Below are 21,075 nucleotides of genomic sequence, written 5' to 3'. Positions count from 1 at the left end.
AAGTTTCGTCGTCCCGCTCACGGCATGCTGAGCGAGAGCGTGCGCCACAATCGCGCCGGCCGCAACGACGGGGCCGGCCATGGTTCGGGGCAATTCTGAGGGGAATCGGGCTATGAATAAGGGCAGCCGGTTGAACGTTGCCATCCTCGGAGCGGGGCTCATTGGGCTCGATCTCTTGACAAAGATCAAGCGTTCCAGATTCCTGGACTGCCAATTGGTGGTGGCGCGCGACAGTCAGAATCGCGGATTGCGCACCGCGGCGGAACTGGGCTACCGGACGGCCAGCGGCGGGGTCAGGTCACTGGCGTCCGCCCCGGTGAGTTTCGATGTCGTGTTCGACGCCAGCAATGCGGCCTCGCACGCCGAGCACTGGGAGTACCTGGAGGGCCTCGGTGCGTTGGTCGTCGATCTGACACCGAGCAGGATCGGCCACATGATCGCGCCCACGGTGAACGGGGCGGACGCCCTGGTGCACCGCAACGTCAGTTTGATCAGCTGCGGCGGCCAGACGGCGATTCCGATCCTGCACGCGCTCACCCAGCGGTACTCGCCCGATTACATCGAGGTGGTGACGACCGCGGCCAGCCAGAGTGTGGGCCGGGCCAGCCGGTTGAACCTCGACGAGTACGTCGGGACGACGCAGGCCGCCATCCGTGCGTTCACCGGGGTGCCCGACGTCAAGGTCCTGCTGAACCTCAGCCCCGCCGAGCCGCCTCCCACCTTCCGTGTGGCGATCTCGATGACCGGCGACGACTTCGATCTGGACGTGATCCGCAAGCACGTGACCGCGGCGGCGGAGGAGGTCCGGACCTTCGCCGCGGGCTTCGACATCGCCGCGTGCAGCGTCGTCGACGGCAGAGCGTTCATCGCGATCGAGGTGAGCGCCTCGGGAGATCTGATCCCGCGCCACGCGGGGAACCTCGACATCATCAACTCCGCCGCCATCTACGTCGCCGAGCAGTACGCAGCGGGCCGTCCGGTCGACCAGAAGAGGACAGTGAGCTGAACATGGACCAGGCTACGCAGGAGGACGCCGTGACGATCCGGCCGGTGACCATCCACGACCCGACACTGCGCGACGGCCAGCACGCGATTCGTCACCAACTCGGTCGCGATCAGCTCCGGCGGTACGCCGCCGCGGCGGATGCGGCCCGCGTCCCGGTCGTGGAGGTGGGTCACGGCAACGGCCTCGGTGCGTCGTCGCTGCAGGTGGGCCGGGCCGCGCTGACCGACGCCGAGATGCTCACGGTGGTTCGGGAGCAGCTCTCGCACAGCAAGATGGCCGTGTTCATGCTGCCCGGTTGGGCCACCACACACGATCTCAAGGAAGCGGTGAACCACGGCGTCGACGTGGTGCGGGTCGGTGCCCACTGCACCGAGGGCAACACCATGGAGCGATACCTCGGTTTCCTGCGGGACGCCGGAGTGGAGGCGCAGAGCGTGCTGGTGATGAGCCACATGGCCGCACCCGGACGGCTCGCCGAGGAGTGCCGCCGGCTCGTGGACTACGGCGCGTCAGCCGTAGGGATCATGGACTCCGCCGGGTACTACCTGCCCGAGGACGTCAGCGAGCGGATCACCGCCATAGCCGGGGCCGTTGACGTGCCCATCATCTTCCACGGGCACAACAACCTCGGGATGGCCGTGGCCAACTCCGTGGCCGCGGCGCGCGCCGGGGCCACGATCATCGACGCGTGCGCCAGAGGATTCGGGGCGGGCGCCGGCAACACCCAGCTCGAGGTGGTGGTACCGGTCCTCGAACGGAGCGGCTTCTCCACGGGCGTCGACCTGTACGGCCTTCTCGACGCGGCGGACCTGGCCGAGCGGGAACTCATGCCCAAGCCGCCGACCATCGACTCGGTGGGCATCGTGAGCGGGCTCGCGGGCGTGTTCTCCGGCTTCAAGAACCCGGTGCTCGACGCGGCGGGGCGCGAGAACCTGGACCCGCGTGACATCTTCTTCGAGCTGGGCAGACGCCAGGCGGTGGCCGGCCAGGAAGACCTGATCGTCGACGTCGCCGCGGCCCTGAGCAGAAGCAGGGCCGGTGTCCCGGACTCGACGCACTAGAACCGCCGCGCCGGGCGCCGTCTGACGTGCCTTCCCTCGACCCCTGGGAGTTGCCGTGCGCATCCTGGTCCTGAACTGTCCGAGCAAGACCCACCTGTACGCGCTGACGCCGCTCGCCTGGGCCCTGCGCACGGCCGGGCACGAGGTCCGGATGGCCACCCAGCCGGACCCGGTCGGGCTGACCGCCCAGGATGTCGCGCACTGCGGCCTGACCGCGGTGCCCCTCGGCGAACCGATCGACCTGACCGCGATGGTGTCCGAGAAGGCCGCCGAGGGGGAACCCGCCGTTCCGCACGCGGAAGCCGGGCCATACGAGAACGGGCGCAAGTCGGTGCAGGCCGACTACGCCGCAGACGACCCGCTGGGCGAACTCACCGCCCTGGCCGACTGGCACTTCACCACCTTCAACCCGGACACCGTGATCGACGCCGCAGTGCGCGTCGCCCGGGCCTGGAAGCCGGACCTGGTGCTCTGGGACGGCATGACGATGGCCTACGCGGGCCCGGTCGCCGCCCGGGCCTGCGGCGCCGCGCACGCCCGCCTGGTGATCTGCACCGACGCGCTGATGCAGCTGCGGAACGCGGCGCGGGCTGTGGACCCGACGCGCGACCCCATGCGGGCCGCCCTGGAGCCGATCCTCGCCCGGTACGGCCTGGACTTCACCGAGGACCTGGTGACCGGCCAGTGGTCGGTGAACGCGATGGCGCCCTGGACCTGGCAGCCGGAGGGCATCGACTACCAGGCGGTGCGGGCGGTGCCGTTCAACGGCCCGTCGATCGTTCCGGAATGGCTGTACGCCGAGCCGGAGCGCCCGCGTGTCTGCCTTACGCTCGGCCTGTCGTTCCGCGAGCTGAACGCGGGCGCTTCGACGAGCGACATGCTGGACGCGGTCGCCGACCTGGACGCGGAGGTCGTCGTGACGCTCAGCAAGGAGCAGCACGACGCCCGGGTGACCCTGCCGGGCAACGTTCGTTCAGTTCCCTTCGTGCCGCTGACCGCGTTGCTGCCGACCTGCTCGGCGATCGTGCACCACGGCGGGTACGGCACGGTCATCTCGGCCACCCATTACGGCGTGCCGCAGCTGATCGTGCCGGGCAAGTTCGGCGGGGACAAGTTCTGGGGCCCACTGGCTGTCGTCACTGCCCTGGAGGAGCAGGGCGCCGGCGTCTACGCCAGCGATCCCGGCCGGCTCAGCGCCGACGTCCTGCACGGCCACCTGCGGCGGGTGCTCGGCGATCCGTCGTACGCCCGCAACGCCGAGCGCCTGCGCGCCGAGGCCGCGGCCGTCCCGTCGCCCAACGACGTGGTGCCGGAGATGGAGAAGCTGACGGCTCTCCACCGTGCCGGTTAGCGGCCTGAGACTGTCCGTCCACTTTCGGAGGCCGGCCGGCGGGGATGCACCCCGCCGGCCGTTCTGACGTTTCGGGGCCGGCCGGTCGCGAGGTGGGGTGACCGGCAACGGGGTCAATCGGGCAGCGGTCACGCCGGCGATCGCCCTTCCGACGCACTGGTCAGCGCGAGCCCGCAGCCGGCCAGCTCTCGATCTGGTCGAGCACCAGCCGGGCCAGTTCCGGTGTCACGTCATCGGGCCGGTCCCTGGTGGGCGGCGGGGTGATCCGGTACCGGCCCGGACCGGTACCGGGGAGCACGAAGTGGGGGTCGTCGGTCAGCACCGTGACCTCGACCGCCTCGGCGGGCGGCTCGGCGGGCCGGTCGTTGCGGCAGGCCAGCAGAAAGGCGAGCCAGGTCCGGTACGACACCAGCAGCTCGGAGAAGGCCAGCGGGGCGCTGTCGAGGCCGTGCCGCTTCGCCAGCTCCGTCATCTCCGCCCGCATGAGCTGTTCCATCTCCGCGACACAGGACCAGGGATCGCCGTCCAGGTCGGGACACGGTTGACCGCCGGCCCCCAGCTTCGCCTGGAACTCGGAGAACCCCTCAACGACGTGCTCCGTACCCGGCCAGGTCGGCTGCACCAGGATGGCGGTGACCTCCCGGACGGCGCTCAGGTGGCCGGCGATCCGCAGGGACAGGGCCGCGGCGCTGCAGTGGCTCACCACGAACAGCCGCTGGTCGCCCGCCGCGGAGGATTCGGCGCGGAAGAGGGCGGCTGCCTCGTCCGCCAGTTCCGCCAGGGAGGCGTAGAGCCGGCCCCCGGACAGCGCGCCCCGCGGATCCACCTGGTAGATCCGCTGATCGGTGGCCATTTTACCGAGCAACTGGCTGAGCCGGGGCGTCCCGTTGAGCGCCTGAAAGTCGGTGACCAGCACCTCCGCCCCGTCGCCGGAGCTGAGCTGACTGCAGAGTTGGCCGGTGCCGGCGACGGGGCGCATCGGTGTTTCCTTTCGTCAGGCGCTGTCGAAACGGCCGATCGCGCGTCAGGACGGTTCGCCGTCCAGGGCCGCGACGGCGCGCTCCACCGCGATCCGCGTGTGATACAGGTCGTCGGGTTCCTGCGGCAGGTCGAAGACGAAGGTGCGGGCACCGCCCTTCAGGTACGTCGCCACCGCCTGCGCCACCTCGTCATAGCTCCCGACGAGGTACGGGCAGAACGTGTGGTGGTACCGGAAGGGAACGAGCCAGTACGCCCCGCCCTCCCCCTCGTCGGCGATCGGCACGGAGGCGAGCTGCGGCTGCCAGGACGACACTGCGGCCGAGAGGAGCAGTTTCATCCGCTCCGCGCCGTCCGGATCGGCCGGGAACCGCTTGTGCGCGATCCGCCACGCCTCGGACGAGTCGTCACGGGCGATGATGCCGATGCTGATGCCTGCGCCGAACCTGTTCTTGCGGGTGTCCGGACTGGCGAACTCGGCGGGCAGCAACGGGAAGGAGAGCTGGCTGAGGCCGAGTGACTCGCCCGCCTGCAGGCTGGCCGCCGACGAGCCGGACACGTACGCCGTGGGTAGCAGATCTGCGGGCACCGGGGTCGTGAGCCGCGCCCGCCGGAAGTTGTAGTACCGCCCCTCGTGACTGGTCAGGCCGCCGTCGAGCAGCGCTCTGACGATCGTCACGTACTCGACGAGCCGGTCGTACCGGGCGTCGTGCGGCAGCGCGTCACCCTGGACCCGGAGGTCACGGCTGAAGCCGCCGCTGACGTAGTTGAGGTCGACCTGCCGTCCGTACAGGTGGGCCAGCGACGAGATCGCCCGGGCCAGCGCGAACGGGCTCTTGTCCAGCGGCTGTACCGCGATGAGCGGCACGAAGCCGGCCGTGTTCGCGATGGCGGCCTGTGCCGACATCCAGGCGTCGATCGAGGTGTTGTCGCTGTACAGCAGGGCCCCGCGGTAGCCGGCCTCATCGGCCCACCGAGCGGTCTCCAGCAGCTTGCGCAGGTGGGAGTCCTGGCCGTAGCCGATGCTCGACCGACATGTCGAGTAGATGGTCACACCCCTGGCCGCCAGATCCATCGTTCCTCCTCCGGGAGGTCGTCTCGTGTCGATCAGGACTGTCCGGTCGTCTGCGGTGGCGCCTGACCGGCGACCGCACCGACGGACGGGTCGGCGAGGAAGCTCTGCAGGCTGATCCTGATACCGAGCTGGCTCTCCAACCGGGCGACGAGCACGGCGCCGAGCAGCGAATGCCCGCCCAGGTCGAAGAAGTTGTCGTCGACGCCCACCCGGTCCACCCCGAGCACCTCGGCGAACAACTCGCACAGGGCCTGCTCGGCCGGGGTGGACGGTCCCCGGGCCGGGCCCGCGGCGTAGTCCGGGGCGGGCAGTGCCCGCCGGTCCAGCTTCCCGTTCACCGACCTGGGCAGCTCGTCGATGGCCACCACGGCGGACGGCACCATGTGTCCGGGCAGGGCCCGGCCCACCGCGGCCCGGACAGCGGCCGGGTCCACCTCGTGCGCCCGGCCGGCCTCGGGCACCACGTACCCGACCAGGCGGCGGTCGCCCGGGCGGTCCTCCCGCAGCGCCACCACGGCCCGGGCCACACCGGGCTGCCCGGCCAGCACGGCCTCGATCTCGCCCAGCTCGATCCGGAAGCCCCGAAGCTTGACCTGCTCGTCGACCCGGCCCAGGAACTCCAGCTGGCCGTCGTTGCGCCAGCGCACCAGGTCACCGGTCCGGTACATCCGCTCACCGGATGCGAACGGGCAGGCCACGAACCGCTCCGCGGTCAGCCCGGGCCGGTTCAGGTAGCCCCGCGCGAGGCACGGCCCGGCCAGGTACAGCTCCCCGGGCACCCCCGGCGGCACCACACCCAGCCGCTCGTCGAGCACGTACGCCCGCACGTTCCACATCGGCACCCCGATCGGCGGTGTCTCCCCGCCGCCGGACAGCCGCCGGCTCATCGTCGTACCCACGGTCGCCTCGGTCGGGCCGTACCCGTTGTAGATCCGCCGGTCCGCCGACCACGCGGCGATCAGCTCGGCGGAGCTGGCCTCGCCCCCGACGATGAGGCACTCCAGGTCCGGCACCTTGGCGGGCGTCGCACCGGCGAGCGTGCTGGGCGCCACCATCGCGTGGGTGATGCCGAGCTCGTGGAACGCCTCGGCCAACGGCTCCCCGGCCAGCGGCCACTGCTCGGGAAGCACCAACGCCGCTCCGGCGGTCAACGACAACAGCAGCTCCACGAGTGACATGTCGAAGCTCAGCGAGAGCAGCTGCGCCACCCGTGACCCCGGCCTGGTCTCGAAGGTGTGCACCAGGAACGCCGCCAGGCTGGGCAGGCCCCGGTGGCTGACGACGACGCCCTTGGGCCGCCCGGTGGACCCGGACGTGTAGATCACGTACGCCGGATGACCGGGCAGCAGTGGCGCGATCCGCTCCCCGTCGGCGACCTCGCCGTCGGGCTGGCTCGCCACCGCGGCGGCCACCGCCGGGTCGTCGAGGACGACCCGCACGCCCGCGGCGGGCAGGTCGGCGTCGAGCTGCCGGGTCGTGAGCATCCCGATCGGCGTCGCGTCGGCGAGCATGAACGCGATCCGGTCCGCCGGATACCCCGGATCGACCGGCAGATACGCCGCACCGGCCTTCACCACACCCAGCACCGCCGCCACCATCTCCAACGACCGCGGCAACGCCACCGCCACCACCCGCTCCGGCCCCGCACCCAACCCCACCAGATACCGCGCCAACCGGTTCGACCGCGCATCCAACTCCGCGTACGACCACGACACACCACCGAACTCCACCGCCACCGCGTCCGGCGTCCGCGCCGCCTGCGCCGCGAACAACTCCGGCAACACCACACCAGGCACGTCCCGGGCGGTGTCGTTCCACCGCGAGAGGACCAGCTCGCGTTCCGCCGCCGACAGCAGCTCCACGCCGCTGATCCGCTGACCCGGGTCGGCGGCGACGTGGCCCAGCAGCCGGACCAGCCGCTCCGCCAGGGCCTGCGCGGTGCTCGCGTCGAACAGGTCCGCCGCGTACTCCAGCGTGACGCCGATCCCGCCGGGGGCGCCGTCCGGCTCATGTCGCGACCGGTACGTCAGCGACAGGTCGAACTTGGCCGACTGCTCGGGCAGCGGCAGGTTCGTGGACTCCAGGCCGTGGACCTGCCAGTCCCGGCTGGTGTCGTCGTCGGAGGCCAGCGTCACCTGGAACAGGGGGTGATGAGTGGTCGACCGGACCGGGTTCAGCACCTCCACCAGCCGCTCGAAGGGGACGTCCTGGTGCGCGTAGGCCGCCAGGTCCTGCTCCCTGACGCGGCGGAGCAGCTCCCCGAAACTCGGGTCACCCGACAGGTCGGTCCGCAACACCAGCGTGTTGACGAAGAACCCGACCAGGTTGTGCAGTCTCTCGTCTCCACCTCGACCGGCCACCGGCACGCCGATCGGGATGTCGGCGCCGGCGCCGGAACGGGACAGCACAACCGCGAGCGCGGCCTGGAGCACCATGAACAGCGTCACCTGGTGCCGGCGCGCCAGCTCCGCCAGCCCGCGGTGCACGGCCGCGTCCACGTCCACCGCGACCTGCCCGCCCCGATAGGAGCGGTGGGCCGGGTGGGGCCGGTCGAACGGCAGCTCAAGTCGCTCGGGCAGCCCGGCCAGCGCCGACTGCCAGTACTCCACCTGCCGAGCCAGCACGCCGCCGCCGTGCTGGTCGCCGCCCAGGAGGCCGCGCTGCCACAGCGTGTAGTCCGCGTACTGGACCGGCAGGTCGGTCCACTCCGGCGCGTGGCCGGCCAGCCGCGCCTCGTACGCCTGCCCCAGGTCCCCCAGCAACACGCCCAGCGACCAGCCGTCACTGGCGATGTGGTGCGTGAGCAACACCAGCACGCACTCCTCCGGTCCCAGCACGAACAGCCACGCGCGCACCGGCAGCTCACCGGCCAGGTCGAAGACGTACTGCGCCGCCCGCTCGGTGAGCGCCGGCAGCTCGCTCTCCTGGGCCGGCACCACCGTGACCTCCGGCGCCGCCAGCGCGGCCGGGACCACCCGCTGGTACGGCTGCCCGTCCACGGTCGGGAACACGGTCCGCAGCGTCTCGTGCCGCCGGACCACGTCGCCCAGGGCGGCGGTCAGCGCGGCGGTGTCGACCCGCCCCCGCAGCCGCCACGCGAACGGCACGTTGTAGGTGGTGCTCGGCCCCTCCACCTGCGCGAGGAACCACAACCGCTGCTGGGCGAACGACAGCGGCAGGCGCGCCGGCCGGTCCGCCGGCTCCAGCGGTGGCCGGGCCGCCCCGACGCTGTCCAGCGACCGCGCCAGCGACTCCACGGTGGGATGGTCGAACACCGCCCGGATCTCCAGCTCCACCCCGAGCACCGACCGCACCCGGCTGATCAGCCGGGCCACCAGGAGCGAGTGTCCACCCAGGTCGAAGAAGTTGTCGTCCACGCCGACCCGGTCCACGCCGAGGACCTGGGCGAACAGATCGCACAGGATCTCCTCGGCGGGCGTGGACGGCGCCCGGCCGCCGCCGCCGACGAACGTCGGGGCCGGCAGCGCCCGCCGGTCCAGCTTCCCGTTCACCGTCAACGGCAGGGTGTCCAGGACCACCACGGCGGCGGGCACCATGTAGACAGGCAGCGTCTCCGCCACTGCTGCCCGGATCCCGGCCGGGTCCAGCTCGCTTCCGGCAGCCGGCACGACGTAGCCCACCAGGCGTTGGTCGCCGGGGCGGTCCTCCCGCATGATCACCACAGCTCGGGCCACCCCGGGCTGCCCGGCCAGCGCGGCCTCGATCTCGCCCGGCTCGACCCGGAACCCGCGGACCTGGACCTGCTCGTCGACGCGGCCCAGGTATTCCAGCTCGCCGTCATCGCGCCAGCGCACCAGGTCGCCGGTCCGGTACATCCGTTCCCCGGACGCGAACGGGCAGGCCACGAATCGTCCGGCGGTGAGACCGGGCTGGCCGAGGTAACCCCGCGCCAGGCTCGGCCCGGCCAGGTACAGCTCCCCCGCCCCACCGGGCGGCACCGGCCGCAGCCGATCGTCCAGCACGTACGCCCGCGCATTCCAGATCGGTCTCCCGATCGGCGGGGCGTCCCCTCCCGACAGCGGCCCACTCATCGTCGTTGCCACCGTCGCCTCGGTCGGGCCGTAGGCGTTGAACATCCGCCGGCCCTTCGACCACTCGGCGGCGATCTCGCCCGGGCACGCCTCGCCGCCGACCATCAGACACTCCAGGCCGGGCATCTGGTCCGTGGTCGCCCCGGCCAGGGAAGCCGGCCCGACCAGGGCATGAGTGGCCCGCAGCTCGCGCAGCGTGTCCGCGAGCGCCTCCCCGGCCAGTTGCCCCTGCTCGGGAAGGACCAGGGCCGCTCCGGCGGGCAGCGACATCATCAGTTCCATGACCGCCGCGTCGAAACTCAGCGAGGCCACCTGTCCCACCCGTGACTCGGGCCCGATCTCGAAGGTCCGGATGAGGAAGCCGGACAGGCTCGCCAGGCCGCGGTGGCTGACCACCACGCCCTTGGGCCGCCCGGTGGACCCGGACGTGTAGATCACGTACGCCGGGTGGGCGGTACGCAGCGGCGCGAGCCGGTCCGCGTCCCGCACACCGCTGCCGTCCTGCCGGGCCACCGACTCGGCCACCCGAGGGTCATCGATGTTCATCACCTCGACGCCGGACACGTCCGGCAGCCGCACCGCCGTGGCCCGGTCGCTGATGAGCAGACGCGGGGCGGCGTCGGCGAGCATGAACGCGATCCGGTCCGCCGGATACCCCGGATCGACCGGCAGATACGCCGCACCGGCCTTCACCACACCCAGCACCGCCGCCACCATCTCCAACGACCGCGGCAACGCCACCGCCACCACCCGCTCCGGCCCCGCACCCAACCCCACCAGATACCGCGCCAACCGGTTCGACCGCGCATCCAACTCCGCATACGACCACGACACACCACCGAACTCCACCGCCACCGCGTCCGGCGTCCGCACCGCCTGCGCCGCGAACAACTCCGGAAACACCGTTTCCGGCACGTCCCGCGCCGTGTCGTTCCACCGCGAGACGACCAGGTCCCGCTGCGCCTCCGTCAGCGTTTCCACGGCACTCACGCCCGTTCCGCCCGGACCAGGCTCTGCGGGCGCATGTCAGTCCAATGTTCTTCGACGTATCGAAGGCAATTCGATCGGGAATCCGTGTCGTGCGCGGTGGCCCAACCATCTGGGACGGCAATTCCGGAAGGCCACAAACTGTGCTGCCCCTCGTTATTGACAAGGACCAGGTACAGGGCGTCAGCGTCCTCAAACGGATTAGCCATGGCAACCTCATTCCGATTGGCAGACCCGGTCAGCCAATTGACTCTCATCGCTGCCGCGCTACGACGGGCGGTTCGCTGACCACCCTGCCCGGCCCATTCATTCCGGTGCATCTCCACAGTTGCCCATGCGATTCGGGCGCCGACGGGATGCGGGCCGCCCGTGCCGGAGCCCGGGCCACGAGGCGAGGTTCAGGAATCGCGCCCGGCTCGGTCACGCCCCGGACCCGGGAATCGGACCGAGCCCTGGGCCGTCGGTGGCGGCGGCGCGCGACGTCGGGATTCCTCCCCGGTACGAACATCGCCCGCCTCGGCCGGCCTGGCGTCTCGGGGGCCTACTTGAGCGGCATGAGGTCCAGAAGCCGGTCGAACTCCGCGACGGTCGGCGCGTCGAAGAGGTCATCCATCGAGATGTCCCGGCCGGTTACCGCGCTGGCACGGCTGGCTATCAGCATGGCGTCGATCGACTCGCCGCCGAGGGTGAAGAAGTTGTCGTCGATGCCGCACCGGGGCCGGGCGAGCACCTCGGCGAAGATCGTGCAGAGCGCTTCCTGGCGGGGAGTGTCCGGCGGCCGGTAGGGCATCAGGCCCCGTAGGTCGGGTTGGGGGAACGCGTGCGGGTCGGCCGATCCCCCGGATTTGACCGGAATGGCGTCGACGACGGTGACGGCGGCCGGCACCAAGCTGCCCGGCAGCCGCTTCCTGAGGTGCTTGTACAGCTCGGCGAGGTTGAGGCCGACGCTACGCAGCACGATGTAGGCCACCAGGACATGGCCGAGGGCTTCGTGCTCGTGGGCCAGGACCGCGACCTCGGTGAGCCCGGGGTAGTCGGTCAGGGCATCTCGCACGCTTTGGATCACGGCAGTAGCCATCAGCCGCTCACCTTCCAATCGAGGCTCCATCCAAGGCTTCCGGGCTACCTTCGCACGCGAGGGCATGGGAGCTGTCTCCCAGATTGCGCGGATGCCGAGCCTGCTCAGAGGCAGCACAGGCCGATCGTGTCGATGAGCTTCGAGGGGTGACAGGCAAGCGGGCCAGGCCGATGTGGATCAGCTACGACCCAGCGGGGCACCGGCGTCGGTGCCCCGCTGGTGACGGAGGCGGGAACTGGTCAAGCGCAGCGGCGCGGCGGCCGGGTCAGCGCGTGGGCGGGAGCCGCTTCAGCAGGACCGGCACGACGATCGCAGCGGCGACCAGGTGCAGAGCGACCAGGGTGACCGCAGAGCCGGCATCGAACCCGATCGCGAGGCTCGGGACGACGGACAACACGAGAAGGGCCACCACCGTCCGCAGGAATGTGGACCGAGGCCGACGTGCCTTGCGCGCCATGACAACGGCGATTCCGACGCCGACGAGCGAGAAGATCAGCGTCAGCACCGTGAACACGGGGAGTGGGATGCTCTCACCGGTGCCGTCACTGAACGAGACACCCACAGCCGAGGCGATCGCCGCGAGGACGGTTGTGGCGATCGCGGCGACGACGGCCGCGACGACCCCATGCTTCCAGATCGACTGTCGCTCGGTGGCCGGGACCGACGAACCGGTGGACGGGGCTGTCCGGGTGTGCGTGTCATCCATCATCGTGTATTCCTTCGCAGTGCGGGCTAGACGGGCGACAGCACCGGCGGACACGGAACGCCACCGCTCGGCTCCATCGGCATGGTCACAAACCGGAAGGTATCGGTAGGCGACAACCAGCGCATCTTCCATCGTGCGCACTTCGGCAACGGTCTCGCTGCTCATCCGGCGGCGGGCGCAGCGGCGACCGACGCGGTCACCTTCATGCCCTGCCTGAGGGTCGCGGCCACCAGGCAGCCGCGTTCGGCGACCACGACGAGGTGTTCGAGGTCCGCAGTCGGGCACGAGTCGCAGGACACCTCGATGTGGATCGCACCGAATCGCCGGGGGTTCGCCTCGAACACGCCGGTGACGCGGCAGGCCGCGCCCTCGACCCGGGTGGACCGGGCCTCGGCGGCGGCGTAGAGGGTGCTCATGAAGCAGCCACCGACCGAGGCGAGCAGCGTCTCACCGCCCATCGGGCCCGCGTCCGATCCACCGTTCGAGGACGGACGGTCCATCACGATGGTGTAATCGCGAATGCTGGCAATGGTTGCCGTATGCCCGCTTTGGGTGAGAGCCACCGTCATCTGGTCCATGTAGGCATTCCCCTTTCGCGAGGTCATGATCGGCACCTCGAAACAGGCCACCACGCCGGCTGCCCATCGTGCCGCGCCTGTCGACGTTCCGACAACCCGCCCTCATCCCGGCGATAGGCGTGTGGTCCGAGGAGCCGCCGGTTTCAGCACTGGTGAAGTGGCACCGTCGCGCGTCCGGCCGCCACCATCGAACGGATCCTCGGGAATGATGAACGGCGTCGCTCAGGAGGAGGAAATTGATCCACAGGCGTCGGGCGATGCATGCTGCCGGTATCCACAAAGGAGGCAGGAATGCATCGTCCTCGGGTCCTCATCGTCGGTGCCGGGCTTGCCGGCACGGCGACAGCCATCCGGCTCCTGCAGTTCGCCCGCGAGCCCATCGAGATCGTCTTGCTTGAGCGTCGCCGGGACTACCGCTACGCGGGCGTGGCGTACCACCGGGACGGCAACCCCTGGGACCACGTGTTCAACATCCAGGCCGGCCGCATGTCCGCGTTCCGCGAGGACGTCCACGACTTCGTCCGCTGGGCCAATCACGAGGCCGATCGCAGCGGATGGACCGCGCCGTGGGGAGACTTCACGTTCGTCGGACACGGCCCCGCTCCACGCCGGATCTACCACGACTACCTGACTGATCGCATCGCCGGAGCACGCTCGGAGGCGTACCCCGGCGTGGACCTCGTCGAGACCGAGGGTGAGGCGGTCGACCTCGACATCCGCGCGGACCACGTCGAGGCCTCCATCCGGCTGTGCGACGGCGACGGCGCCGGGCACACGCAGACCCTGACGGCCGACCACGTGATCCTCGCGACCGGCATGGAGCTCCGGGAACCGGCGTTCGCCAGCCAGGTGCTGGGGCATGACGCGTTCATTCGGCACCCGTACTCGGAGGAGGGCGTGCGGCGGCTGCTGGCAACACCGCCCGAGGCGAGCGTCGTGGTCGTCGGATCGGTGTTGAGCGCGTACGACTCCGTGGCCCTGCTCCTGCGCCAGGGGCACACCGGCGCCATCCGGCTGGTCTCCAAGTCGGGCACGATGCCGCGTGCGTACCCCGAGCACCACGAGCACGGCGTGGTCCAGCTCCCTGCCCCTGAGCGACTGTTCGAGCCGTACCGGGACCGGTCGGACTTCCTGGCACGCCTCCACGCCGAGTGGGAGGCCGCCTGCGCCGCGGTCGGCGCGGAGCACCCCGACATCCACCGGCGGATCATCACCGAACGGGTGGCGAAGGCATGGGAGCCCCACCTCCCCCGGGTCATCGCGCAGATCCCGACCGACGAGCTGCGGCAGTTGCTCAAGGAGTTCAGCACGCAGATCGCCTCGCTGCGAGTCGGCGCGGTGCCCTACACGACGGCCATCGTGGAGCAGGCCATGTCCCCCGACCACGGCTCGGTCGAGCTCGTCGTCGGCCGGATCGAGGACGTCGACCCGGCGGCGTCGGGACGACTCGACGTCGCCGTGGCGACGCGGGCCGGCACCCGCGTCCTCTCCGCCGACCTGGTGGTGTGCAACTTCGGCCGGGAGTTCGACTACACGCACGTCGGATCTCCGTTGTGGACGAACCTGCTGGCCGACAACGTCGTCACTCCCCATCACCGCACCGGCCGCGGCATCGAGGTCGACACCCGGGGTACGCCCCTTCGGCCCGACGGCGAGCCGGTCGAGGCGCTCTCGGCCATCGGGGTCATGCGCGAGGGCGACGAGATCGTCCGTAACGGCCGTACCGGCGCCTTCGCGTTCAACCTCGCCGCGATCAAGAACCACTCCGTCATGGTCGCCGCGCACGTTCTCGAACGGCTCGAACTGCGCTGCGACGGTGCGGCACGCCGGGCCGCGGCGGAACTGCGCCGCACGCTCACCGACGACGAGGCGACGCGCGACGGGTTCGCGCACGCCGTCACCCTGGAGGTCAGGCGACTCGCCGCGCGGTCCCGGGCCGAGCGGGAACGCCTCGACGCAACCCTGACCGGTCACCTGCGCTCCGATCACTTCCACGGTGTACGCGCCGAGGAGGGTGACCGGCTGCTGCGCGCCGCGGTCAACCAGGCGGCGCTCGAGAAGCTCACTGACATTTCGGTGACGCCACGCGAGCTGCGGCGGCAGCTGGGCATCACGAACGAGGGAGAGGCGGAGTACCCATGACCGAACGACAGATCCGTGGCGTGCTGCTCATCGGCGGAGCCACATCCGTGGTCGACGGGCCGTGCAACCGCACGGAACGACCGGTGGCGGGCTCGGTCGTCGTCGCACAGACGCTCACCCCGAGGCTGTACGACGCGCTCACGGCCGCTCGCGCCGTCGTCTGCGGCTCCGGCGGGCGCACCGGCCACATGCAGTCCGTCTGTCGCGCCAAGGGCATCCCCGTCCTGCGCGTCGACCCCGGCGACCTGGACAAGCTCGTCGGCGTGGTGACGCTCGACCTGGAGCGGGCGACGGTCGTCGTCGGCGCCGGCGGCGGCGCCGACGCGGCGGCCACCGGCCGGGCCGGTCCGCCACCGGACGTTCTCGGCTCGGCCTGCGCCGTGATCGCCGACCTTCGGGACATCCGCAGCCTCAACGCGAGTGCTCGGGGTACGACGGCCGTCGAGTCGTTCTTCGTCCGGGAGGAGTTCCTGTGCTTCTCCGCGGGCCTCAGCCCGATCGACGCCCTGCGCGGCGGGGCTGCGGTGCACGCCTACGGACGCGCGATCGCCGACCAGCTGCGGGCATGCGTGGAGGCGCTCCGGCCGGGCCAGCGGCTGATCCTGCGGATGCTCGACCTGCGTTCCAACGACGCCGCCCACATCACCGGTGAGGCCACGGTGCCGAGTGAGCCCAATCCCGACATGGGCCTGCACGGCACCCGGTGGCTGCTCCGGTCGGCCGCCTATCCCGAGGCGCTGCACGTCATGCTGGACACCCTGCGCGCGCAGCTCGGCGCTCAGGCCGGCCTGGTGCACCTCTCGGCGCCGTTCCTCACCGACGCCGAAGAGTTCGCGAAGTTGCGGCCACACCTCGGCCTGTCGACCGAGACGCCCCTGTCCGCGTTCATCGAGACACCGGCGGCGGTCCACGCCACGTCGGACATCTGCGCCGCCGGCGCCGACGAGCTGTTCGTCGGCACCAAGGACCTGGTGCAGTTCTACCTCGCCGCCGACCGCAGCAACCACCTTGTCGCCGACTCCTACCGCACCCGGCACCCGGCCGTCCTCGACGGGCTGCGACGGGTGATCGAGGACGCGCGCGGCACCGGCACCCCGACCCGGGTGTTCGCGCTCGGCGCCGACCTGCGCTACTACCTCGACCGGCTGCCGACGCCGACCGGGTACATGATGTGCGTCTCGGAACTCCGGCACGTCCTGCGGCCCTCGGATCGCGCTGCCTGACCCGCCCTGGTCGGCGCGTGGAGCGGGCCACTGTCGATGTGAGAACTGCGCACGCAGGAAGATGTGCCCCCGACCGCCGCGTGCCACGGTACGACATGGCTTACATCGATCTGGGCGTGGACGAGCATGAGTTTCCGGGAATCACGGGCCCGATGCGGTTCCGCCCGGAAACCGCGCAGCCGCTCAACATGCTCGCCGAAGTGCTGCTGCGCGCACCGCACTCCATACCGCCCGGCGAGCGGGAGCTGATCGCGGCCTACGTCTCCGGTCTCAACGACTGCACGTTCTGCTGCTCGTCGCACTCGGCGTTCGCCGCCGTCCAACTCGACGCCGGCATGACCGTGGTGGACAAGGTGCGCGCGGACCTGGACTCCGCGCCGGTGTCACCGAAGCTGCGAGCGTTGCTGCGCATCGCCGGCGCGGTCCAGCAGAGCGGCCGGGCGGTGACCGCCGACCTGGTCGACGCCGCCCGGGCGGAAGGCGCCGACGACGTCGAGATCCACGACACGGTGCTCATCGCCGCGGCGTTCTGCATGTACAACCGCTACGTCGACGGGCTGGGCACCTTCGCGCCGCAGCGACCGGAGGACTATCTGCCGATGGCCACGCGCGTCGTGGAAGAGGGCTACGGCAGCTGACCGTCGGACAGGTCGAGCACGGACCAATATGACATCCAAAAACTCCGGTCAATATGGTCCGGGTCATGGCTGGTGACGCGACAGCGGTGGTGATCGGTGCGAGCATGGGCGGCCTGCTTGCCGCCCGGGCGCTCAGCGAGCATTTCGCACGGGTGGTCGTGATCGACCGGGACCTGCTGCCCGCCGCGCCGGAGAGCCGCCGTCACGTGCCGCAGGACCGGCAGCTGCACGTACTGCTGGCCCGCGGCAGGTCGGTGCTCGAGGAACTGTTCCCGGGGCTGTCCGCGCAGCTGCGCGACGCCGGTGCGCCCATCGTCGACCTGCACGAGCAGGTCCACTGGTACAACGACGGATACCGCATGCGACGGGCACCGTCGGACCTCATCGGCGTCGGGGTGAGCCGACCCCTGCTGGAGCACGTGATCCGCACCCGGGTCGCCGAGCTGCCCGGCGTCGAGCTGGTGCCGCGGACCGACGTCACCGGCCTGCTCACCGACGCCGGCGGTACGACCGTCACGGGCGTCCAGGTGGCCCCGCACAGCCAGGCCGCGACGCCGTACACCATCACGGCGGACCTCGTCGTCGACGCCGGGGGCCGCACCTCCCGCAGCCCTCGGTGGCTGGCTGAGCTCGGTTACCGGCCGCCGCCGGAGGACCGGGTCCGCGTCGACGTCACGTACGTCACCCGCCTGTACCAGCGCTGCCCGGAACACCTTGACGGCCTGCTCGGCGCGCTGACCAACGCGGTACCGGGTGCGCCCCGCGCCGGGATCGCCGCAGCTCTGGAAGGTGACCGGGTGGCGATCGCGCTCAACGGCATGCTCGGCGAGCAGCCGCCGACCGACGACGCGGGCATGGCGGCATTCGCCGAGGGACTGGCAGCGCCGCACATCGCGGCAATCGTCCGGTCCGCCCCACCGGCCGGCGAGCCGGTGACGATGCGGTTTCCGGCCAGCATCCGCCGCCGGTACGAGCGGCTGCGCCGGTTCCCGTCCGGATACCTGGTCGTCGCCGACGCGCTGTGCAGCTTCAATCCCATCTACGGGCAGGGCATGACAGTCGCGGCGCTGGAAGCGCTGCTGCTGCGCCGCCTGCTCGCCGAACACGGCACCGGGATCGCGCCTCGCTTCTTCCGCGGCGCGGCCCGGATCATCGACGGACCATGGGCGATCGCGGTCGGCACCGACCTGCGGTTCCCCGAGGTGCCGGGTCGGCGCGGCGCCCGCGTGCGGCTCACCAACAGGTTCGTGCACCGGCTGCATGTCGCGGCCAGCCACGACGCGGTGCTCGGCGCGGCGTTCCTGCGGGTGCTCAACCTCGTGCGGCCGCCGACGTCTCTGCTCAGGCCAGGCATCGTGCTACGGGTCCTGCGCGGGTTCCTGAGGGCGGATCGTCCGGCCGGCGCCCGCGTGCACGCCTGATCACCATCGATCAGCTGCCGGCGTTTCACGGTGCCGGGCCGACGAGTCGGTAGAACCTGATCGTGGGGATGGGACGCCACCGCGCGCGCCGAGTTCCGACATGCGCCGCGCGGTGTCAGGCCGGCAACGGGGACCTGGCGAACTGACCGGCCGCGCGTCCCCTGCCGGCCGGGCCACGGTATGCCTGCGCCAGTCCGATCCATGTGCGCGCGTCGGTGCCGGTGGCGACGAGGCCCAGGTCGCTGTGATGGCGGCGGCGGGTCGCGAGCAGGCACAGGTCGACCGCGGAGCCGGTGACCGACTGGGCCGCGTCGGCCGGGCCGAACGTCCACTGCTCGCCCGAGGGCGCCGTGACCTGGAAGCGGAACTGCTCAGCCGGCGGGGTCAGGTCATTGGCCTGGTAGCCGAACTCCCAGGTGTGCACGACGAACTCCACGATCCGCTTGACGCGGTCGGTGTGTCGCCGTTGAACGCCGAGCGCGTCGGCGATGTCCTGACCGTGGGCGAAGAGCTCGGTCATGCCGGCCGCGCACAGTACGGGCGCCGGTATCGGCCGGACGAGCCACGGCACGAGCGTCCCGTCCGGAACGACCGCGAGCGCCGCGACGCCGGCGTCACGCTCGGCCCGCCACCGGGCGAGGAGCGCTTCCCGCGGCAGCACGAGGTATTCCGCCAGCGCGGCGTTGACAGCCCGGTCGAAGGCGCCGAAGCCGGTGCCGATGCGCTGGGTCAGGGCGGTGAAAGCCGAGGGGTCGGCGGCGGCGAGGCCGGCGATGCGAAAGACGAAGGCCAGATGACCGACCTGATGGGCGACGGTCCAGCCTTCGGCGGGCGTGGGCAGTGTCCACTGCTCGTCGGTGAGACCGGCGACCATGCGGTCGACATCCTCGGCACCGGCGGTCAGGTCGGCGATCACGTCGTGTGCGGTCACGTGTGGATTCCTCCGGTCGAAACGGGTACGGGGCGGATCGGTGTACGCCTCAAGCCTGCGGCGGTTCGCTCGCCGTGTCGTCTCCGCCCGTGCCCGTGGGCGGCGTCGACCGCATCGCTGCCGTGGCCCGGCTCTGTCCGTCTCCGTCCGCGGTCAGGCCGGAGGACTCAGCGTTCAGGCACGGGCGTTGTTGGGCATGTGCACGACCCGCAGGAAGGCCCGCAGCCGCCACGGGCGGGGGCCGCCGACGATCACGTCCCGGCCGGCCGCGGCGCGCAGTGCGCCGACGCGGCCGAAGAGCATCAGGTTGAAGCGGGCCGGACGGAAGGTCAGGCTGACGTCGTACGGGTCGTCGGGCGGCGCGACCACCACCCGGCCCCGGTGCAGCACCAAGGTCGCCGTCGTGGTGTGCGCGGAGCGGAACTGGACCGCGATGCGCTGACGGGGCATACGGACCGAGGGGTTGAGCAGCGCGCCGTAGTCGTTACGGATCATGTCGACGAGGAACAGGTCGAAGAACAGCGCCGCGTCGGCGTCCGGCATCCGCCACGGCAGGCGGGCCGCGCGCGCGATGTCCCAGCCGTGCACGAGCATCTCGTTGACGAGGTGCGCGAGCACCCCGACCACGGTCACCTGGGCGTTGCCCAGCCAGGTGACCGTGGAGGCCGGTTCGGCGGTGCGGGTGACGAGCAGGATGCGCTCGATCGACGTCCGCAGGTCGCGAAGGACGGCTCTCAGGTCGCGCTCGGTGAGGTGCCGCATGACGTGGGAGTTCGTGTCGGCGACGGTGTCGACGTTTGTGCTCGACAGCAGTTCGCGCAGGCCCGGCACCGGCAGCGGTGGCGCGTCGGGGTCGAGCAACAGCAGACACAGCGAGCCGATGGACAGCACGTGGGCGGCAGAGTCGGCGATGGACCACTCCGCGGTCGCCATCGCCGCGGGATCGGGTGCGGATCTGACGAGCGCGTCGAAGCGTCGGCCGGTCTCGAGCACAGCGGCCCGGGCTCGCATCCAACCGTCCTGCGTCACGACTGTCATCCGCACCATCCCGAGGACGTATTCCGGCCGGGTGGCGCTCCCGGGGCAGGCAGCAAAGGGCGAGAAGCGGCCGTTACCGCACAGCCGTCAGTCGCCGAACCGCGCAGCCACCTGATTCCGGCGCACCGTCCGCATCATGACCGACATCAACACGTCGAACAACACACTGCGCACCATGGCTTCGGCCTTCGCATCGCGACCGCTCCCCCTGATCAGGTCCATCTCGGCCTCCACCACGCTGCCCGCCGCCTCCGCGAACGTCAGGAAGTACCGACCATGGGCATCACAGCCAAGAGCCCGCAACGTGGTGAGCACCTGCACCAACGACTCACGCCCCGACCGCGTGGCCTCCTCGTCCCACCCCAACCTGTCAGCCAGCGCATCGATATCCGATCTCGCCGCCTCCGTGCCGTCGAAGTCAGCCGGATACGGCGGCGCGGTCACTCCCACCCGATCCAATCCCGCATAGACCCCGGTCAACGTCACACTCGGATCCTCAAGCACCGTCAACAGACCACGCACCGCCCCGATCTCCAACCCACCCACCGTGGTGAGCGCCCGGATCAGGCGCAGCCGCTCCAGATGACACTCCTCGTACCGCGCCTGGTTACGCGCGGTCGGCGTCCCCGGCGGCAACAGACCTTCACGGAGATAGAACTTCACCGTGGGGATCGGCATGCCAGCCCGCCGGGCCAGTTCCGAGATGCGCAAACCCACCCCCATCGCCGAGTGACCTTGCCGCGAGTCTGCCACGATCGTCATGACAGAGCTACCGCAGAAATCTTGCACGCTGGGAATGTCGACTGTAGT

17 protein-coding genes are annotated in these 21,075 nt (G+C 70.9%); 7 read left to right on the top strand and 10 right to left on the bottom strand.

The features are described 5' to 3' along the window. Positions 1-130: 130 nt before the first annotated feature. From ACFYON_RS07865 to ACFYON_RS07855, 3 genes are read left to right on the top strand one after another with little or no spacing between them, the layout of a single operon-like run. A complete protein-coding gene (locus tag ACFYON_RS07865; protein WP_354864270.1) occupies positions 131-1,006 on the top strand; it encodes an acetaldehyde dehydrogenase (acetylating) in 876 nt (291 codons plus the stop codon). 2 nt (positions 1,007-1,008) lie between these two features. After that, complete coding sequence (gene dmpG / locus ACFYON_RS07860; protein ID WP_354864272.1) at positions 1,009-2,067, top strand: 4-hydroxy-2-oxovalerate aldolase; 1,059 nt, start codon at positions 1,009-1,011, stop codon at positions 2,065-2,067. Positions 2,068-2,122: 55 nt separating this feature from the next. Then, a complete protein-coding gene (locus ACFYON_RS07855) occupies positions 2,123-3,418 on the top strand; it encodes a nucleotide disphospho-sugar-binding domain-containing protein (protein ID WP_354864274.1) in 1,296 nt (431 codons plus the stop codon). 160 nt (positions 3,419-3,578) lie between these two features. Here the strand turns inward: ACFYON_RS07855 and ACFYON_RS07850 are convergent, their stop codons facing one another. The 7 genes from ACFYON_RS07850 to ACFYON_RS07820 all read right to left on the bottom strand — a co-directional run bounded on the left by ACFYON_RS07850 (position 3,579) and on the right by ACFYON_RS07820 (position 12,899). Next, complete coding sequence (locus ACFYON_RS07850) at positions 3,579-4,397, bottom strand: hypothetical protein (protein WP_354864276.1); 819 nt, start codon at positions 4,395-4,397, stop codon at positions 3,579-3,581. A gap of 45 nt (positions 4,398-4,442) precedes the next feature. Continuing rightward, the gene (locus ACFYON_RS07845) at positions 4,443-5,471 is read right to left on the bottom strand and encodes an LLM class flavin-dependent oxidoreductase (protein WP_354864278.1); all 1,029 of its coding nucleotides are present in this window, start codon (positions 5,469-5,471) and stop codon (positions 4,443-4,445) included. 32 nt (positions 5,472-5,503) lie between these two features. Then, on the bottom strand, positions 5,504-10,513 hold the full coding sequence (locus tag ACFYON_RS07840; RefSeq protein WP_355047227.1) for an amino acid adenylation domain-containing protein: 5,010 nt from the start codon (positions 10,511-10,513) through the stop codon (positions 5,504-5,506). Next, the gene (locus tag ACFYON_RS07835; protein ID WP_357708400.1) at positions 10,510-10,719 is read right to left on the bottom strand and encodes an MbtH family protein; all 210 of its coding nucleotides are present in this window, start codon (positions 10,717-10,719) and stop codon (positions 10,510-10,512) included. Before ACFYON_RS07835 ends, ACFYON_RS07840 begins: the two co-directional genes overlap by 4 nt. Before the next feature lie 332 nt (positions 10,720-11,051). Then, entirely contained in the window at positions 11,052-11,588 is a 537-nt protein-coding gene (locus ACFYON_RS07830) for a phosphopantetheine-binding protein (protein ID WP_354864282.1), read from the bottom strand. 265 nt (positions 11,589-11,853) lie between these two features. Further along, positions 11,854-12,459 carry a DUF6069 family protein gene (locus ACFYON_RS07825; protein ID WP_354864284.1) on the bottom strand — a complete coding sequence of 202 codons (606 nt, stop codon included), beginning with the start codon at positions 12,457-12,459 and terminating at the stop codon, positions 11,854-11,856. After that, complete coding sequence (locus ACFYON_RS07820) at positions 12,456-12,899, bottom strand: OsmC family protein (RefSeq protein WP_354864286.1); 444 nt, start codon at positions 12,897-12,899, stop codon at positions 12,456-12,458. The genes ACFYON_RS07825 and ACFYON_RS07820 overlap by 4 nt, the downstream gene beginning before the upstream one ends. A 264-nt stretch (positions 12,900-13,163) precedes the next feature. Here ACFYON_RS07820 and ACFYON_RS07815 point away from each other — a divergent pair, with 264 nt between their 5' ends. The 4 genes from ACFYON_RS07815 to ACFYON_RS07800 all read left to right on the top strand — a co-directional run bounded on the left by ACFYON_RS07815 (position 13,164) and on the right by ACFYON_RS07800 (position 18,296). Beyond that, positions 13,164-15,014, top strand: a complete 1,851-nt coding sequence (locus tag ACFYON_RS07815) for an FAD/NAD(P)-binding protein (protein WP_355047228.1) — start codon at positions 13,164-13,166, stop codon at positions 15,012-15,014. Then, on the top strand, positions 15,011-16,237 hold the full coding sequence (locus ACFYON_RS07810) for a putative PEP-binding protein (protein ID WP_357708396.1): 1,227 nt from the start codon (positions 15,011-15,013) through the stop codon (positions 16,235-16,237). Before ACFYON_RS07815 ends, ACFYON_RS07810 begins: the two co-directional genes overlap by 4 nt. Positions 16,238-16,332: 95 nt before the next feature. Then, complete coding sequence (locus tag ACFYON_RS07805) at positions 16,333-16,875, top strand: carboxymuconolactone decarboxylase family protein (RefSeq protein ID WP_355047230.1); 543 nt, start codon at positions 16,333-16,335, stop codon at positions 16,873-16,875. A gap of 65 nt (positions 16,876-16,940) precedes the next feature. Next, the gene (locus tag ACFYON_RS07800) at positions 16,941-18,296 is read left to right on the top strand and encodes an FAD-dependent oxidoreductase (RefSeq protein ID WP_387188688.1); all 1,356 of its coding nucleotides are present in this window, start codon (positions 16,941-16,943) and stop codon (positions 18,294-18,296) included. 115 nt (positions 18,297-18,411) lie between these two features. Here ACFYON_RS07800 and ACFYON_RS07795 read toward each other — a convergent pair whose 3' ends face one another. The 3 genes from ACFYON_RS07795 to ACFYON_RS07785 form a co-directional block, all read right to left on the bottom strand. Continuing rightward, positions 18,412-19,227 carry a TIGR03084 family metal-binding protein gene (locus ACFYON_RS07795; RefSeq protein ID WP_354864296.1) on the bottom strand — a complete coding sequence of 272 codons (816 nt, stop codon included), beginning with the start codon at positions 19,225-19,227 and terminating at the stop codon, positions 18,412-18,414. Between the two features lie 174 nt (positions 19,228-19,401). After that, entirely contained in the window at positions 19,402-20,265 is an 864-nt protein-coding gene (locus ACFYON_RS07790) for a maleylpyruvate isomerase N-terminal domain-containing protein (protein WP_355014870.1), read from the bottom strand. A gap of 87 nt (positions 20,266-20,352) precedes the next feature. Continuing rightward, on the bottom strand, positions 20,353-21,027 hold the full coding sequence (locus ACFYON_RS07785; protein ID WP_354864300.1) for a MerR family transcriptional regulator: 675 nt from the start codon (positions 21,025-21,027) through the stop codon (positions 20,353-20,355). Positions 21,028-21,075: the final 48 nt, after the last annotated feature.

This window comes from Micromonospora sp. NPDC005686 (assembly GCF_042871665.1).
Taxonomy (GTDB): domain Bacteria; phylum Actinomycetota; class Actinomycetes; order Mycobacteriales; family Micromonosporaceae; genus Micromonospora.
This window is presented reverse-complemented; position numbering and strand designations above follow the sequence as displayed.

Excerpts from the sequence above, each read along its gene's own strand:
- ACFYON_RS07845 (WP_354864278.1), bottom strand. The coding sequence starts at position 5,471 with ATGGATCTGGCGGCCAGGGGTGTGACCATCTACTCGACATGTCGGTCG.
- ACFYON_RS07850 (WP_354864276.1), bottom strand. The coding sequence starts at position 4,397 with ATGCGCCCCGTCGCCGGCACCGGCCAACTCTGCAGTCAGCTCAGCTCC.
- ACFYON_RS07810 (WP_357708396.1), top strand. The coding sequence starts at position 15,011 with ATGACCGAACGACAGATCCGTGGCGTGCTGCTCATCGGCGGAGCCACA.
- ACFYON_RS07805 (WP_355047230.1), top strand. The coding sequence starts at position 16,333 with ATGGCTTACATCGATCTGGGCGTGGACGAGCATGAGTTTCCGGGAATC.
- dmpG (WP_354864272.1), top strand. The coding sequence starts at position 1,009 with ATGGACCAGGCTACGCAGGAGGACGCCGTGACGATCCGGCCGGTGACC.
- ACFYON_RS07830 (WP_354864282.1), bottom strand. The coding sequence starts at position 11,588 with ATGGCTACTGCCGTGATCCAAAGCGTGCGAGATGCCCTGACCGACTAC.
- ACFYON_RS07835 (WP_357708400.1), bottom strand. The coding sequence starts at position 10,719 with ATGGCTAATCCGTTTGAGGACGCTGACGCCCTGTACCTGGTCCTTGTC.
- ACFYON_RS07790 (WP_355014870.1), bottom strand. The coding sequence starts at position 20,265 with ATGACAGTCGTGACGCAGGACGGTTGGATGCGAGCCCGGGCCGCTGTG.
- ACFYON_RS07820 (WP_354864286.1), bottom strand. The coding sequence starts at position 12,899 with ATGACCTCGCGAAAGGGGAATGCCTACATGGACCAGATGACGGTGGCT.
- ACFYON_RS07825 (WP_354864284.1), bottom strand. The coding sequence starts at position 12,459 with ATGAGCAGCGAGACCGTTGCCGAAGTGCGCACGATGGAAGATGCGCTG.
- ACFYON_RS07815 (WP_355047228.1), top strand. The coding sequence starts at position 13,164 with ATGCATCGTCCTCGGGTCCTCATCGTCGGTGCCGGGCTTGCCGGCACG.
- ACFYON_RS07785 (WP_354864300.1), bottom strand. The coding sequence starts at position 21,027 with ATGACGATCGTGGCAGACTCGCGGCAAGGTCACTCGGCGATGGGGGTG.
- ACFYON_RS07800 (WP_387188688.1), top strand. The coding sequence starts at position 16,941 with ATGGCTGGTGACGCGACAGCGGTGGTGATCGGTGCGAGCATGGGCGGC.